Origin of the sequence: Burkholderia sp. ABCPW 111 (genome assembly GCF_000773065.1) — a bacterium.
GTDB classification, from domain to species: domain Bacteria; phylum Pseudomonadota; class Gammaproteobacteria; order Burkholderiales; family Burkholderiaceae; genus Burkholderia; species Burkholderia savannae.
This window is the reverse complement of sequence record NZ_JPWT01000059.1, coordinates 15,704-32,006: the sequence shown is the minus strand read 5'-3', so window position 1 is coordinate 32,006 and position 16,303 is coordinate 15,704. Positions and strand designations below refer to the sequence as shown.

Sequence of the window (16,303 nt, the reverse complement as noted above, 5' to 3'; positions counted from 1 at the left end):
TTTCTTTCAAAAACGCAAGAAAGATACGAGGGCGATATGACGCGAATGTGAATGCTTTTGAAAGTTTATGGAATGGAAATCGAATGGATGAGCGAAGCGGAGGCGGAAGCGGGGGCGGGCGGCGTCGCTTGCCGACGTGTCGGACCGTTTGGCCGGCCATGTCGGGATCTTGGTCGTGCGTCGGGATTGTTGGCGTTGTTGGCGTCGTTGGCGTTGGCGGCGTTGGCGGCGTTGGCGGCGTTGGCGGCGTTGGCGGCGTTGGCGGCGATCTTGGCCTCGAAGCCCTGCCCCGGCAGTAGCCGCGGCAAAGCCGTCGCAAGACGAATGTCCGCCGCCCGGCGAGCGCCCGTCAATCCGCGCCGTGCGCGGCGAACCGTCACCCCGCGACGCCGATCGCGAGCGCGACGAGCTCAGCCCACGCGAGCCCTTCGAGCGGGAACGCGAGCCCCGGGGCGCCGCGCGATCGCCATCGCGAGCAGATCCGGCGACGGCCGCAGTCCGACCATCGCGAACACGTCGAGCAGCACGAGCCCGGACGACACGACAAGCGCGGCGCCGACCGGCCGCAGCCGCGGCCGAAACGCGCCGATCGCCGCGCCGACCGCATACGGCGCGCCCGCGCCGACGAGCAGCGCCGCGCCGCACGCGAGCCGCCGCGGCGTCGCCGGCCGCAACCAGACGACGCACGCCATCGTGCCGACCGCGACGAAGCTGCCGAGCACATGGAACAGCACCGCAACCACGTTGCGCAGCGCGTTCATGCGGCTGCCCGTCTGAAGTATGCGGTTGCGGCCGGGCGATACAGGATGAACAGGAACAGCGCGATCAGCGCGGCGACGACGATCAGCATGCCCCTGAACGGCGTCGTGAATGCGGAGATCGCGAATCCGACGAGCGCAACGACCGCGTACAGGGTGCGCCCCCAGATTTTCCGCTTCAGGATCGCGACGCCGGCGACGAGATGCAGCGCCTCGCTGGCGACGGCGATCGCGACGGTCGCCTCGATCGGCAGCGGCGAGCGGCGCAGGACGGCGAGCGAAAGGGGATCGTGAAGAGAAAACGGCAGCGAGATCAGCCCGATCAGGTTCGAGACGATGACGAACCACGCTAGGACAGTCAGCGAAAGCGGTCTTTTCATGATTTTCTTCGCGTAGTGCCGATGGCGGGATCGCGCGAAGCCGGCCCGGCACCGCAATCCTCGGAGCATTCTCGGCCTCGCGTTCGCAAAATGCAACGCGCGCCGTCGCCGATCGCGCCCGCGGCGACGCGCGCAGGAACCCGCGGCCGTACGCGCACCGCTCGCGGCCTTGGAAAGCCGTACGCACGAACCGAGGCAAGGCAACGTGCTCGCCGCGTATCGCGAGGCGCAACTGCACGCAACGCGCGATGCATTCGCATCGAATCAAAAACTCAACCAAGATTGCAGTTAATTCCGCGGACACATAGCGAACCCGCGTGTGCCGCAGCAACGCCCGCGCGCACCGCCACTCAACACAGCGGCCCGCGGGCCCGCCGACGATCAAGCGCCGGGCGGCGTCTCGCCGTCGATCCAGTCGATGTCGCCGCAGAGCACGCACAGCGCATCGTTCACGCGCACCGCGATCGACAACGTCACGCACGGCAGCGCCTCGTTGATCGACAGATACGGCCGCGTCACCTGCACGCGCTCCGGCTCGGCGATCGCCGAGCGGAAATACGGACGCCGCAGCCAGTTCGCGCCCTGCGCGTCGGCGAGCGGCAGAAAGCGCGTCTCGTGCGACGCGCGGTCCGCACGCAGCACGACGTTGCGGCCCGCCTGCCGCCCGCGCTCGTCGAGCAGGAAGCAGCGCGCCGCGTGATCGAGCGCGAGGAAGTTCCAGCAGACCTCGTCGAGCGGCTCGCCCGCCGCGAGGCGCTCGGCCGCGCGCTCGAACGCGCGCTGGTACGGCGCGAGCCGCTGCGCGTCGCGCCGCTCGGCCGCTTCGGTCTGCTTGCGATAGCGCTCGGTGAGCTCGCCGATGCAGGCGGACGCCGCGGCGCTGTCGGGCAGCCCCGGCGCCGGACGTCCGAAGAAATAGCCCTGCACGAAATCCGCATCGCACGACAGCGCGATCTGCGCCTCGTGCTCGGTCTCGATCCCTTCGATCAGCACGAGCTTGCCCGCCTCGTGCAGCAGCGTGACGAGCCCGTGCAGGATCGCGGTGAGTCCGGTGCGATGCTGCGCATGCGACAGCATGATCCGGTCGAGCTTCACGATGTCCGGGCTCAGTTGCCAGATTCGTTCGATGTTCGAATGACCCGCGCCGAAATCGTCGAGCGCGATCAGAAAGCCCTGCTCGCGGAATTCGCGCACCGCGTCGGCGAGCCGCTCGATGTCGTCGGCGCGCTGCTCGAGCACCTCGAGCACGATGCGCCGCGGCGGGATGTCGAGCCGCTTCAGGTTCGCGAACAGCGCGGCGGCCTGAAACGGATCGGTGAGCACACCGGGGTGCACGTTGAGAAACAGCCATTCGCGCTCCGCGCCGAATCGCGCGAAGTTTTCGAGATGCAGCGCCTGCGCGAGGCGGTCGACCTGCGTCGCCTCGCCGTGGCGCGCGGCTTCACCGAACACGTCGAGCGGCGACACCGGGCGGTCGAGCGCATCGTGCGCGCGCAACAGCGCCTCGTAGCCGACCGCGCGCATGTGCGACAGGCTGAAGATCGGCTGAAACACCGTCGTCAGGGTGAGATCGTGGTGATGCGCGGCGACGCGCTCGAGGCCGGACGTCATCTCCGGCTCGAAGCGATACGGCGACGCGGCGACGGGACGCTCCTGCTGAACGGTCGTGGTCATGCGGCGGCCCTCCTCATGACGAAAACGTCGGCAGGCGAAACGTGCGGCTCGCGGGTTTTCATCGGTGGTCCTCGGTTGTTCGATCGTAGTTGTCTGCAAGCCTCAAGCAAGCTCCGTGCTCACTCGCACGACACCACGCCCAGTCGCGCCATCCCCGGTGCGGATGCGTCGATCGCGCCGCGCCGCGCATGCATGGCGATGGGGATTGTGCGCACCATCACAGTGCGCCGATGCTCGCACGTCGCTTCCCGTCGCGCATTTCGCGCGCACGCTACACTGCGTACCGTCGTTTCTTCCCCGTTTCAATCATCGATGGCAATCGTCTTCACTGTTTTGATTTTGTTGCTCGCGGTCGCGCTGTCGGGCGTCGCGACGCGCGTGCTGCCGCTGCGCCTGCCGTTGCCGCTGATGCAGATCGCGATCGGCGCCGTGCTTGCGTGGCCGAAGTTCAATCTGCACGTCACGTTCGATCCCGAAATCTTCATGCTGCTGTTCATCCCGCCGCTGCTGTTCGCGGACGGCTGGCGCATTCCGAAGCGCGAGCTGTATCTGCAACGGCGCGCGATCCTGATGCTCGCGTTCGGCCTCGTGTTCATGACGGTACTCGCGGTCGGCTACTTCGCGCATTGGTTGATTCCCGGCCTGCCGCTGCCCATCGCGTTCGCGCTCGCCGCGGTGCTGTCGCCGACCGATGCGGTCGCACTGTCCGGCATCGCGGGCAAGGGTCGCATCCCGCCGCAGCTGATGCACATCCTCGAGGGCGAGGCGCTGATGAACGACGCGTCGGGCCTCGTCGCGCTCAAGTTCGCGATCGCCGCCGCGCTGACCGGCATGTTCTCGCTGCGCGACGCGTCGATCAGCTTCGTGATCGTCGCATCGGGCGGCCTCGTGGCGGGCGCGGCTCTCGCGTGGCTGTTCAGCGCGCTGTCGACGCGCTTCCTGAACGCCTCGCAGGAAGGCGATCCCGCGCCCGGCATCGTGATGACGCTGCTCGTGCCGTTCGCGTCGTACCTGATCGCCGAGCATTTGGGATTGTCAGGAATCCTGTCGGCCGTCGCGTCCGGGATGATGATGAACTACACGAGCTTCTCGAAGAGCAGCACGGTCGCCGCGCGAGTGCGCGCGGAAAGCACGTGGGCGATGATCGAGTTCGTGTTCAACGGCATGGTGTTCATCATGCTCGGCCTGCAGCTGCCGCACATCATCGGCCGCGCGCTCCTCGACGCACACCATACGAGCGACGCGCTCGTCGGCGCGATGCTCGGCTACGTCGCCGCGATGCTCGCCGCGCTCTACGCGATCCGCTTCGCGTGGGTCTGGCTGCTGCGCTGGATCGCGAGCCGCCGCGCGGCGAGGCAGGGGCTCACCGGCACGATGGCGGGCGTGCGCACGATCGCCGTGATGACGGTGGGCGGCGTGCGCGGCGCGGTCACGCTCGCGGGCGTGCTGTCGATTCCGGTCGCGCTCGGCGACGGCACGCCGCTCGCGGGCCGCGACACCGCGATCTTCGTCGCGTCGGGCGTGATTCTCGGCTCGCTCGTCGTCGCGGTGATCGGCTTGCCGCTCCTGCTGCGCGGCATGCGCCCGATGCGCAATCCGCACGCGGAGGAAGAGCGCGCCGCGCGCGCGGCGGCGGCGCAAGCGGCGATCCGCGCGGTCGACGCGGCGCACGACGCGCTTGCCGTCGATCTCGACGAGACGGCCGCCGCGCGCTGCGCGGACGTGACGGCGCGCGTGATGGACCTGTACCGCCGCCGGCTCGCGGGCCTCGCCGCCGACGGCGCGACGCCGCGCGAAGAAGCGCGGCAGACCGAGAAGATGGAACTGGCGCTGAAGATCGCGGCGATCCGCGCGGAGCGCGCGGTGCTCTACCGGCTGCGCGGCGAGCAGAAGATCAACGACGAAACGCTCGCGAAGCTGATGCGCGAAGTCGATCTGTCGGAGACGGCGCTGTCGACGCGCAAGAAGGGCATCGTCTGACGACGCGCGCTCGCCGGCGCGCGTTCTCGACGCTCGGCGAGCGGGCGGCGCAGTGACGGGCGGGCGTCGCGCGAGACACTCGAGGCGCTCGCGACGTACGCAGCACGCGACAGACACGCAGCGCGCGCAACGCTGGAACGCGACGGCGGAGGACCGCTGCGCCATGCCGCGCGCAACCGGCCGCTGCCCGTCGCTCGCCGCTCGCCGCCCGCTGCCCACTGCCCGCTGCCCGCTGCCCGTCATCTGACGTCCGGCGCTCGCGCCGCGCTCACGATTTCGCGACGACGACCGGAATCCCGCGCAACGCGCCCGCGCCCTTCATCTCGTCGAGCGCGCGCTGCACGGCCGCGCTCGTCGCCGCATCGATCGCGATACGCGCGGCGAGCTCGCGCTCGGCGCGCTTCACGCTCGCGACGTTCGCGAGCTTCACGTGCCCGTAGCCGCGCGCCTTCGCGTGCAGCTCCGCGAGCCGCGCGACCGCGTCGGCCGTCCCGGGCGTCAACGCCGCGAGCGCGCGGCGCATCGTCGCCTCGTAGTCGTCGGCGAGCGCGCGCTCCATCTTGCGCTCGACGGTGCCGCCGAACGGATCGAGCCGCGTGCCGCGCAGGCCGCGCACGCGCGCGAGCACGCCGAGCACCGGCCACAGCCACTGCCCGAACACCTGCTTTCCCGGCGCCGAGCCGTCCCTGCCCGCCTTCGCGGTCGCGGGCGGCGCGAGGTTGAACTTCACGCGGAAGTCCTTGCCCGCGGTGCCCTCGAACTGCGCTTCGAGCGCCGCGCGGAATGCGCCGTGCGCGTGGAGCCGCGCCACTTCGTATTCGTCCTTCACCGCGAGCAGCCGGTAGAACGTCGTCGCGACCGCGCGCGCGACGCGTTCGTCGCCCGCCTTGCGCGCCGCGCCGACGAGCGCGCGATAGCGCTCGACGTAGCGCGCGCCGCCGTATTCGGCGAGCCGCGCCTCGCGATCGGCGACGACCGCGTCGAGCGTCTGCGGCGGCAGCGGCTCGTGCGCCGGATGGCGCGCGTCCCACAGCGCGTCGAGCCCCGCCGCGTCGGCGGCCGCCATCCGGCCGATCGCGAATGCGAGCTTGTTCATCGGCACCGCGACGTCGTTCAGCTCGATCGCGCGCATCAACGCGTCGAGCGACACGGGCACGAGCCCCTGCTGCCATGCGAAGCCGAGCATCAGGATGTTCGCGCCGATCGTGTCGCCGAGGAACTTCGTCGCGAGCGCCTGCGCATCGCAACGCGACAGGAAGCCGTCGCCCGCCGCGTGCCGCATCTTCTCGACGAGCGCGTCCGCGTGCAGGCTCGCGTCCGGATCGCGCACGAACGCGGCGTTCGGAATCGCGTGCGTGTTCACGACGATGCGCGTGCGCTCGCGGCGCACCGTCTGCAGCGCGTCGGCGCTCGCGCCGACGACCATGTCGCACGCGAGCAGCAAGTCGGCCTGCTGCGTGTCGATGCGCACCTGATTGAGCCACGCGTCCGACGACGCGACCCGCACGAACGACAGCACCGAGCCGCCCTTCTGCGCGAAGCCCATGAAGTCGAGCACCGATGCGCTCTTGCCCTCCAGATGCGCGGCCATGCTGACGAGCGCGCCCACCGTCACGACGCCCGTGCCGCCGACGCCCGTCACCAGCATGTCGTACGGCGCGTCGGCCAGATGCGTCGCCGGGCGCGGCAGCGCGTCGACGCGCGCGGCGAGCGCGGCCTCGTCGAACGCGGCGCCCGCCGCCTTCTTCAGCTTCGCGCCCTCGACCGTCACGAAGCTCGGGCAAAAGCCGTTCACGCACGAAAAATCCTTGTTGCACGACGATTGATCGATGCGCCGCTTGCGGCCGAGCGCGGTCTCGACGGGCTCGACCGACAGGCAGTTCGACTGCACGCCGCAATCGCCGCAGCCTTCGCAGACCGCTTCGTTGATGAACAGCCGCTTGTCCGGATCGGGGAATTCGCCCTTCTTGCGGCGGCGGCGCTTCTCGGCCGCGCACGTCTGGTCGTAGATCAGCACGGTGACGCCCGGCGTGTCGCGCAGCTCGCGCTGCACCGCATCGAGCTCGCGGCGGTGATGGAACGTGGTGCCCGTCGGGAACAGCGCATGATGGCCGTCGTACTTCTCGGGCTCGTCGGACACGACGACGAAGCGCGACACGCCTTCCGCCTCGACCTGCCGCGCGATCTGCGGCACCGAGATGCTGCCGTCGACGGGCTGCCCGCCCGTCATCGCGACCGCGTCGTTGTAGAGGATCTTGTAGGTGATGTTCGCGCGCGCGGCCACCGCCTGCCGGATCGCCAGGATTCCCGAATGAAAGTAGGTGCCGTCGCCGAGATTCTGGAACACGTGGCGCGTGCTCGTGAACATCGCGTGCGCGGCCCAGTCGACGCCCTCGCCGCCCATCTGGATCAGGCCCGTCGTGTCGCGCTCCATCCACGACGCCATGAAGTGACAGCCGATTCCCGCCTGCGCGATCGAGCCTTGCGGCACCTTCGTCGACGTGTTGTGCGGGCAGCCCGAGCAGAAGTACGGCGTGCGCCGCACCGCGTCCGCCTCGTTCGACAGGATCGTCGGCGCGACGAGATCGACGACGCGCGCGCGGCGGTCGAGCGCGCGCTTGTGCCGCGCGAGCCAGTCGGCGAACACGGGCAGGATGCGCGACGGGCGCAGCTCGCCGAGCTCGGACAACAGCGGCGCGTGCGCCGCGTCGTGCTTGCCGAGCACGACGGGCCGCGCGCCCGACGCGCGGTTGTAAAGATGATCCTTGATCTGCTGCTCGATCACGGGGCCCTTCTCCTCGATCACGAGCACTTCGGTCAGGCCTTCGACGAACGTGTCGATGCGCGTCATCTCGAGCGGGAACGACAGGCCGACCTTGTAGATCCGCACGCCGGCCGCGTCGAGATCGGCGACCGTCAGATCGAGCCGGCGCAGCGCCTCCATCAGGTCCAGATGCGCCTTGCCGCACGTGACGATGCCGACGTTCGCGTGCGCGCTCTTCGCGATCCACTTGTCGATGCTGTTCGCGCGCGCGAAGTGGCGCACCGCGTCGAGCTTCGCGGCGAGGCGCGCCTCGATCGCGAGGCTCGGCAGGTCCGGCCAGCGGTTGTGCAGGCCGTCCGCGGGCGGCGCGAAGCCTTCGGGCGCGGGCCAGCGCGTCGTCAGCGCATCGAGATCGACGCTCGAGCCGGATTCGACCGTCTCCGAAATCGCCTTGAAGCCGACCCACGCGCCGGAGAAGCGCGACAGCGCCCAGCCGTACACGCCGAACTCGAGCATGTCGGCGATGTTCGACGGATTCACGACCGGCATATGCCACGCGATCATCGCGAAGTCGCTCTGATGCGGCATCGACGACGACACGCAGCCGTGATCGTCGCCCGCCACCACGAGCACGCCGCCGTGCGGCGACGAGCCGTACGCGTTGCCGTGCTTGAGCGCGTCGCCCGCGCGATCGACGCCCGGCCCCTTGCCGTACCACATCGCGAACACGCCGTCGACGGTGCGCTCCGGATCGGCCTCGACGCGCTGCGTGCCGAGCACCGCGGTGCAGCCGAGCTCTTCGTTGATCGCGGGCAGGAAGCGCACGCCGCTCGCATCGAGCTGCTTCTTCGCCTTCCACAGCTGCTGGTCGACCATCCCGAGCGGCGAGCCGCGATAGCCGCTGACGAAGCCCGCGGTGTTCAGGCCCTGCGCGTCGTCGAGCGCGCGCTGCATCAGCAGCAGGCGCACGAGCGCCTGCGTGCCCGTCAGGAATATGCGGCCGCGCGTCGCGCGGAGGTTGTCGGTCAGGCGATAGTCGGCCAACGCGGGCGGGCCGCCGACCGGCAGGCGTGCGTTCATTGTCGTCTCCTCGATGTGCTGTTCGACGTTGCGGCGTCGCCCCGCGCCGGCAAGGCGCGGCCCTGCGTTTCGACGCGCAACTCAATGAACTTTATTTTTTTACGCCAATAGAAGAATTTTTTTGCTTATCTTGATATCGATCAGCGTTTCAGCGAAAGACTGCTGAAGCTTTGCTTGCAATTTGAGAGAGATTTCACTCCCGGCCCGCTCGGCTCGCCGGATGGGCCGCGCGCCGCCTCAGGCGGGCGGCGGATTCGGCGCGGCGGCCGGGCCGCTCGCGTCGGGCCCGTCGGGCGAATCGCCCCCGTCGGCCGCCGGCTGCGGCTCGACCGGCTCGACGTCGTTGAAACGCGTGTAGTCGATGTGCGTCATGCCGTCGACCTCGCTCATCAGGTCGACGTAGCGGTAATGCCAGCGGATGTCGCCGTGCTCCCACGCATGGCGCGCCTGCATCACCTGCGCGGTGGTTTCGTCGGAGCCTTCGATCATCACGAGCAGCATCGCGCTGCGCTGCGCGAGCGACTCCGGCGTCTCGCCGAACAGCGGGCTCGATTCGTCGATCACGTGCATCATGTTCCAGCCGAGCAGGAAGATCGGGTGCTCGCTGCGCACGAGCTTCAGATCGTGGATCTTCATCAGCGAATATCCCTCCGACGAATGCTCGCGCCGCATCAGCCGCATCTTCGCGCGCGCCTCGGCGATCACGTTCTGCCGCGCGTTCGCCGCGCGCACCATCAGCGTCATCCGTCCGTTGAGCGAGCGCACGATCGCGTGGCGCGCGAACATGATCTTCGAGCGCGGCCGCGCGAAGCGCGCGAACACGAGCCCTGTCGACAGCGCGATCCCCGACATCCCGACGAAGATCTCGAGCGTCGCGACCGCGTGCGCGTAGATGGTCTGCGGATGCATGTCGCCGTAGCCGACCGTCGCGAGCGTCTCGACGCTGAAGAAGAACGCGCCCATGAAGCCGGGCGGCGACTGGTTCGCGATCGGCGTGCGGCCGAGCAGGTACAGCAGCGCGAACAGCGTGTTGTTGACGACGAACAGCGCGGCGAGCGTCGCGAAGAATACGGGCCAGCTCACCTTGAGCGCCCAGTAATAGAGATCGCGCCACACGGACGCCGGCATGCCGTACGCGATCACCTCGCGCGTGCCGGACCAGATCCGGCGGCCGCCGCGCGGCGGCTTGCGCGCGCGGGCGCCGCCGTCCGCGAAAGGATCGGGGGGGTGCGGGGAAGAGGAATCGACGTTCATCGCAGTCTCGCCGGAGTCGGTGCGGCGAGCGTAGCACGCGGCGCTTGCGATGCGTTCGTCGCGCGGCCGGGCCCGCGCGCCGCGCGCGATCCGCGCGGCGCGCCCAACCCTCGGCGGGCCGCGCGCCGCGCTCGCGTCAGTCCGTCACTGACGCTGTTGCTCGATGAACTGCTGAACCTGCTTGAGCGTGACCTTGCCGGTGTGCGCGGTGTCGATTTCGTCGAAATGCTGCGCGACGTAGCCGAGGCCGCTCGCTTGCGCCTGCGCTTTCGTGAGCGCCGCGCCGTTGCCGAGCGCGCCGCTCGCGCCGAGGCTCGCGGCGAGCCGGCTTTGCGCCTGCTGCTGCAACTGCGCGCCCGTCGTCGCCGAAGCCGACGCGGGCGCGGCGGAGGCGGCCTTCGGGAAGAACGGGCCGTCGACGCCGCCGTGCAGCGGCGCAGCGGACGAAACGGCCTGCAAGGTCTCGGCGGATGCGCCGATCGTGAACGCCGCGGCAACCGCGAACGCGATCGCCGGAATGATGCGTCGCAACTGAAAAATATGGGACATGACGTAACTCGCAATATCGGGGTTCAACGGAGCGGGCCGCTCATCGCGCGGCCCGCTCGCCGCAATCTCAGCGGGCCGCGGCGGCCCGCGCGATCTTCGCCGTCGGCGTGTTCGCCGGGCTTTCGTCGGGCCACGCGGGCGGCAGCGCCGCGAGCGTCAGCGCGTTCGCCACCGGCTGGTTCTGATAGAACGCGACGAGATCCGACTTCATCTGCGGCCTCGCGACGTCGTCGAGATAGATCATGTGGCCGCCCTGATAGAACGTGACCTGCAGGTTCGGATTGAGGCCGGACACCGTCTGCAGCCGCGCGAGCTCTTTTTCCGTCTCGAAGTACGGCGTCGCGAGGTCATGGTAGCCGTTCGACGACAGCACCTTCAGCTTCGGATTGAGCTGCAGCGCGGCGAGCAGATCCGGGATCGTGTCCGGATACGGCTGGCCCGCATGGCTGAAGTTCCACACGCCGATGATGTTCGGGTTCAGCGTCTGATAGGTCGCGTTCGGCGCCGTGTAGCCGAGATAGTTCGGCATCTGCGAAGCGAGCGCCTTCGTGAACGGCTGCGAGATCAGGATGTCGGACGGATCGTCGTCGCTCGCGAGACGCGAATCGCCGTTCGGCAGCGACACGCGGCCGTCGTAGCGGCCGATCGTATAGCCGGGCACGAGCGTCGTCTGGCCGGGGGAGGCTTCGGTGTCGTAGAAGTACTGGAAGTACGCGCCGAGCGACGCCGTCGTCATGCTCGTCTGCGTCGACCAGGCGGCGAGCGTCGCGGCGTCCGGCGACACGGGCGACGAGGCCGTCGCGTAATGGACGATCGGCGTGTACTGCGCGGTCGTGAAATCCTGAATGCGCTGCGCGTACGCGCCGAGATTCGTCGGCGACGGCGACACCAGGTTGTAATACGCCGCCACCTGCGCATACGACGGGAAGGTGCCGACCGCCTGATCCCCGTTCGCCGCCATGTAGTTCAGGATCGACGACTGCAGCACGATGCCAGTCAGCTGCACGCCCGCCGATTCGAGCGCGAGCGCGAGCATGTCCGTGCGCGGCGTGCCGTACGATTCGCCGTACAGGTAGATCGGCGATCCGCCGCGGCCGTTGACCGACAGATAGCGGCGGATGAAATCGCGCATCACCTTCACGTCGGCGTCCGCGCCCCAGAACGTCTGGTTCGTGTTCGGCTGGATGGCTTCCGACAGGCCGGTGCCGGGCGGATCGATGAACACCATGTCGGTGGTCGCGATCAGGCTGTCCGGATTGTCGACGAGCGGGAAATTCGGCCAGTTCGTCATCAGCGGATCGGGCGTCGCGACGCGCGTCGGCGCGAACGAGCCGAGCCGCAGCCACACCGACGACGAGCCGGGGCCGCCGTTGTAGAAGAACGTGACGGGCCGCGGCGAGCCGTCCTGCGTCGGCACGGTGTACGCGACATACGACATCGTCGCTTCCGCGTTGCCGTTCGAATCGTAGGCCGTCAGATGCCCGGTCGTGCTCAGGTAATCGAGCGTCGCGCCGTTCGACGACCACTGGTGGCTCATCACCGCGGCGCGTTCGGACACCTGCGACGCGGCGAGCCCGTCGCCCGCGTTCGGCGAGTAGGCGGCCGTGTCCGTGTACGGCTGATTGAGCTGCGCGGGCGTCGTGCTGCTCTGCAGATCGTCGCCGCACCCTGCCAGGGCCAGCATCGTCGCGACAACCGCCGCCGCCGAGAGCCGGCCGCGCCATCCCGCCGATCCGGCGTTCCCTCCATCCATCGGTTTATTCATTTTCGCTTTCTATTTATTTCAAAGACGTAAGGTATTGCAGTGCAATGCCTTCCTCGATAATGTCTCAATTGATTTATTCAATTTCCGCGCATCCTAATAATGAAAAAATGGCGCGTCAACCACCCGGCCTATCCATTCATTAATCGATCGACAATGCACGTGATACGGCCGCTTTTGCCTCGCCGCCGAAAGCAATTACGCGGCTCGATAGGTTCCGCGTGCATACAGGATGCCCAGAATGTTAACATTTGTTGCGCGCGCAACAAACCGGCGGATTGCGACGGGAACGCGATCGGGTGAAGCCGGAACACACCCGGAAATGCCGAAAATCGCGAATGAATTCGGCATCCGAATCGGATAAAGAAAACGAAAACGGGCGCATTCCGGTTCGATGGAATACGCCCGTGAATCCGCGAACGGAAAATGTAAGGTTCGCGCGGCCGGCGAAGCATGCCCCGGCCGCCCGGCGACGACGGCCCGCGCGGATGCCCGGCGGCGCGCTCGCTTCGCCGCCGGGCCGGCGCTTACTTTCGATCGACGATGATCTTGTCGAACGTGCCGCCGTCCGCGAAATGCGTCTTCTGCGCGTTCGCCCAGTTGCCGAAGATCTGCTCGACGCTGAACGTCTTGAGCGGCTTGAACTCGCTCGCATGCTTCTTCAGCACGTTCGCGTCGCGCGGGCGCAGATGGTGCTGCGCGACGATCTCCTGCGCGGCGGGCGAGTACAGGTACTCGAGATACGCCTGCGCCGCGCGGCGCGTGCCCTTCTTGTCGACGACCTTGTCGACGATCGCCACGGGCGGCTCCGCGAGAATGCTCGCCGACGGATAGACGGCGTCGAAGCTCGCGCCCGCCGCGCCCGTGTCGATCAGCGCGACCTCGTTCTCGAACGTGACGAGCACGTCGCCGATGCCGCGCTGCGTGAACGTCGTCGTCGCGCCTCGGCCGCCGGAGTCGAGCACCGGCACGTTGCGGAAGATCGCCTTCTCGAAGTCGAGCGCCTGCTGATCGGTCGCGCCCTTCAGCTTCTGATACCCCCATGCGGCGAGATACGCATAGCGGCCGTTGCCCGACGTCTTCGGATTCGCGATGATCACCTGCACGCCCGGCTTCGCGAGATCGCTCCAGTCCTTGATCCCCTTCGGGTTGCCGTGGCGCACGAGGAACACCATCGTCGTCGAGTACGGCGAGCTGTTGTTCGGCAAGCGCGTGCGCCAGTCCTTCGGCAGCAGTTGGCCGCGCTCGGCGAGCAGATCGATGTCGTTCGGCTGGTTCATCGTCACGACGTCGGCCTGCAGCCCCTGCAGCACCGACAGCGCCTGCGCGCTCGACGCGCCGTGCGATTGCCGGATCGACACCGTCTCGCCCGTCTTCTGCTTGTAGGCGGCGGCGAAGCTCGCGTTGATGTCCTTGTACAGTTCGCGCGTGACGTCGTAGGACACGTTCAGCAGCGACGTGTCGGCATGCGCGGCCGTTGCGAGCAGCGCCGCTGCGATGCCGGCGGCGAGCCGGCGGCCGATCCCTTGGTTGTGCTTCATCGTTGGTGCTCCGCTGGTGGTTCGAGGTGATTCGTCAGGTTTTCGCAAGCGACGATTCTAGCGGCGATCGTCGCGACGCGAGCCAATCCGTCGTGGATAGCGATGCACGAATGCTGATTTGGCTCTGGCGGGGTTGAACGTTCGGCGGGCGGCGATCGAGTGATCGAGTGATCGAGTGATCGAGTGATCGAGTGATCGAGTGATCGGGCAGTCGAGCAGTCGAGCGGTCGAGCGGTCCGGCAGGTTCGAGGCGGTGAGCGGAGTGCCGCTTCGCTCCGGCTGCTGAAATGCGTTGGCCGGGATTCGCCGATACTCCGCCACGCCGCGCGCCCCACTTCCGATTCGAATGCAAATCCGGGGGCGAGCGGCAAAACCGTTCCTGGAGATCCGGCAAAATCGCCGGCGAGCCGGCTGACGGGCTCGCCCCGATATCGTGAAAGCGCAGCGAGACATCGGCACCGGCCACGTGGCGGCGGCGCGGCCGATGCGTCGACGGGGTCGACGGGGTCGACGTATTCCGCGACGGACTCCGCGCGTGCGTAGCTTGCGCGCAGCCGCACCGCATGACGACGCTTCGACGAAAAGCACGATCTCGCCGCATGGCGGACACCGGTTGCGCCCGAGAAAAATCATCAATCTTCGTATGGCGCCGCCGAAAGGGGTCGCTCGCAAACTACCGCTTGAACGACCACGCGGAGTTGGCGAGGTAAGTCGCTCCCAACACGCATCCGGTCGCAACGACTTGAGCCGGCATGAACGGGACATGCAAGCGTACCAGCGCGAACATCGCCATGACGTTGATGACGATGCCGGCGAACACCACGGAGAAAAAGCGTGGAACCGCTTGATCATGGGGCCGGGAACGCTTGAACGTAATGTGATAATTGAGAACATAATTCAATAGCGCGCCAACCACCGCTCCCGCCGCCGACGCAAATACCGGGGCCGCGATCGCAGTCGAAACCAGCGTCCATAAAATGACATATTGCGCGGCGGTTCCCGATACGCCGACGCCCAGATAAGTCGCGAATCGAAGCGTATGCCGATGCGTCATTCGCGCTCTCCGCACATCGGTTTTCCGGCCATCGGACCGGCGTTCCGCGACGAACGGCCGGCAATCGGCCAGGCCCGTCGGCGCCCGCTCCTGCGTCACGGCGCAATCCGCACGGCGCATTGCCGCTTCGACATGCGCCGCCCGCGTTGCGTCGCCTCGGCGATGCAGCGCGCCGCTCCCGCGACGGCCACGCCTTCATTGGCCCTCCGACAAACAGGAAAATCAAAATTCATTTTCCATCGCGGATAATGACCTACAATTTATAAGATAGGAATTTAATTCATTTTATCGCCATGATCGCACGCACAATCCACTCATCAAAACCAATTACATTATTCAACTGCGCGCTTCAGCCTGCGCTATAACTTCCGCCACATTGGCGAGTGGAGCGCGTTCATGCGAAGCAGAAAACCTTTGATTTCGCTCGTCGTACCTTTCTACAACGAACACGACACCGTCGACCTGTTCTTCGCCGAGACGATTCCGGTTCTCGATTCGGTTGACTCGGCTCGTTTCGAGATCGTGTGCGTCAACGACGGCAGCAGCGACGGCACCCTCGACAAGCTGATCGCCGCAAGTTCCCGCGATTCGCGCATACGCGTCGTCGATCTGACGCGCCATTTCGGCAAGGAAGCCGCGCTGACGGCCGGCATGGACGAGGCGACGGGCGCCGCCGTCATTCCGATCGACGCCGACTTGCAAGATCCTCCCGGCCTGATTCCGCAAATGATCGATCACTGGCGACGCGGCGCCGAGGTCGTGGCGGCACGGCGAACCGACAGGACGTGCGATTCGTTCGCCCAGCGCATCGCATCGGCGCTCTACTATCGCGTGCACAACGCGCTTTCCGAAGTCGAAATGCCGGCGAACGTCGGGGATTTCCGCCTGATGGACCGGCAAGTCATCGATGCGCTGCGAAGGCTGCCGGAGCGCCGGCGTTTCATGAAAGGCCTGTTCGCATGGGTGGGCTTCCGGACCGTGATCATCGAATATCAGCGCGCGCCCCGTCGGGCCGGCCGCTCGAAATTCTCCGGATGGCGGCTGTGGAATTTCGCGCTCGAGGGCATCACGAGCTTCAGCACCATTCCGCTTCGCAGCTGGACCTACGTCGGGCTCGCCATCGCATTATTCGCGTTTGCGTACGGCGCGTTCATCGTCTTCCGCACCCTTCTGTTCGGAAATCCAGTGCCGGGATATGCATCGCTCATTTCCATCATCCTTTTCATGAGCGGGATCGAGCTCGTCGGCATCGGCGTCGTCGGGGAGTACATCGGGCGCATTTACCATGAATCGAAGCAACGCCCGATCTATCTGATCAGGCAGCGGTATCGCGCGGAAAGCCGCGATAGCGCGGCATTCGTGCTGCACGATCATGCGCATCCGCCTTCCGCGCGGATCGATTCGCCGGCCAAGCGCGCCGCCGCGGCAAGACGTCGGGCGGGCGCACCCGGCTCGGCGCGCCCAGTCCCCACGCACCAGTTCACCGAATAGCGCGCCGCCCGGATCA

12 protein-coding genes are annotated in these 16,303 nt (G+C 67.4%); 2 read left to right on the top strand and 10 right to left on the bottom strand.

Going from position 1 to position 16,303, the window contains the following annotated elements; all coding sequences use genetic code 11:
* Positions 1-65 precede the first annotated feature (65 nt).
* The 4 genes from X946_RS35455 to X946_RS10955 all read right to left on the bottom strand — a co-directional run bounded on the left by X946_RS35455 (position 66) and on the right by X946_RS10955 (position 2,812).
* Positions 66-380 carry a hypothetical protein gene (locus X946_RS35455; protein WP_162483263.1) on the bottom strand — a complete coding sequence of 105 codons (315 nt, stop codon included), beginning with the start codon at positions 378-380 and terminating at the stop codon, positions 66-68.
* A 30-nt stretch (positions 381-410) separates the two neighbouring features.
* Entirely contained in the window at positions 411-761 is a 351-nt protein-coding gene (locus X946_RS10965) for a hypothetical protein (RefSeq protein WP_038747064.1), read from the bottom strand.
* Positions 758-1,138 (bottom strand): hypothetical protein, encoded by a 381-nt coding sequence (locus X946_RS10960; protein ID WP_038747061.1) that lies wholly within the window; start codon positions 1,136-1,138, stop codon positions 758-760. The genes X946_RS10965 and X946_RS10960 overlap by 4 nt, the downstream gene beginning before the upstream one ends.
* 381 nt (positions 1,139-1,519) lie before the next feature.
* On the bottom strand, positions 1,520-2,812 hold the full coding sequence (locus tag X946_RS10955; protein ID WP_038747058.1) for an EAL domain-containing protein: 1,293 nt from the start codon (positions 2,810-2,812) through the stop codon (positions 1,520-1,522).
* A 312-nt stretch (positions 2,813-3,124) separates the two neighbouring features.
* Here X946_RS10955 and X946_RS10950 point away from each other — a divergent pair, with 312 nt between their 5' ends.
* A complete protein-coding gene (locus X946_RS10950; protein ID WP_038747055.1) occupies positions 3,125-4,792 on the top strand; it encodes a Na+/H+ antiporter in 1,668 nt (555 codons plus the stop codon).
* A gap of 268 nt (positions 4,793-5,060) precedes the next feature.
* Here the strand turns inward: X946_RS10950 and X946_RS10945 are convergent, their stop codons facing one another.
* From X946_RS10945 to X946_RS30875, 6 genes are all read right to left on the bottom strand, one after another.
* A complete protein-coding gene (locus X946_RS10945; protein WP_038747053.1) occupies positions 5,061-8,636 on the bottom strand; it encodes an indolepyruvate ferredoxin oxidoreductase family protein in 3,576 nt (1,191 codons plus the stop codon).
* A 237-nt stretch (positions 8,637-8,873) separates the two neighbouring features.
* Positions 8,874-9,890, bottom strand: coding sequence for an ion channel (locus X946_RS10940; protein ID WP_038747050.1), 1,017 nt, complete (start codon positions 9,888-9,890; stop codon positions 8,874-8,876).
* 144 nt (positions 9,891-10,034) lie between these two features.
* Positions 10,035-10,439, bottom strand: a complete 405-nt coding sequence (locus tag X946_RS10935) for a hypothetical protein (RefSeq protein WP_038747047.1) — start codon at positions 10,437-10,439, stop codon at positions 10,035-10,037.
* A 67-nt stretch (positions 10,440-10,506) separates the two neighbouring features.
* Complete coding sequence (locus tag X946_RS10930) at positions 10,507-12,204, bottom strand: S10 family serine carboxypeptidase-like protein (protein WP_038747045.1); 1,698 nt, start codon at positions 12,202-12,204, stop codon at positions 10,507-10,509.
* A 524-nt stretch (positions 12,205-12,728) separates the two neighbouring features.
* Positions 12,729-13,742: a sulfate ABC transporter substrate-binding protein gene (locus X946_RS10925; protein ID WP_038747042.1), complete on the bottom strand. Its 1,014-nt coding sequence runs from the start codon at positions 13,740-13,742 to the stop codon at positions 12,729-12,731.
* A gap of 673 nt (positions 13,743-14,415) precedes the next feature.
* A complete protein-coding gene (locus tag X946_RS30875) occupies positions 14,416-14,796 on the bottom strand; it encodes a GtrA family protein (protein ID WP_161788655.1) in 381 nt (126 codons plus the stop codon).
* A gap of 396 nt (positions 14,797-15,192) precedes the next feature.
* Here X946_RS30875 and X946_RS10920 point away from each other — a divergent pair, with 396 nt between their 5' ends.
* On the top strand, positions 15,193-16,287 hold the full coding sequence (locus tag X946_RS10920) for a glycosyltransferase family 2 protein (RefSeq protein ID WP_038747039.1): 1,095 nt from the start codon (positions 15,193-15,195) through the stop codon (positions 16,285-16,287).
* Positions 16,288-16,303 lie beyond the last annotated feature (16 nt).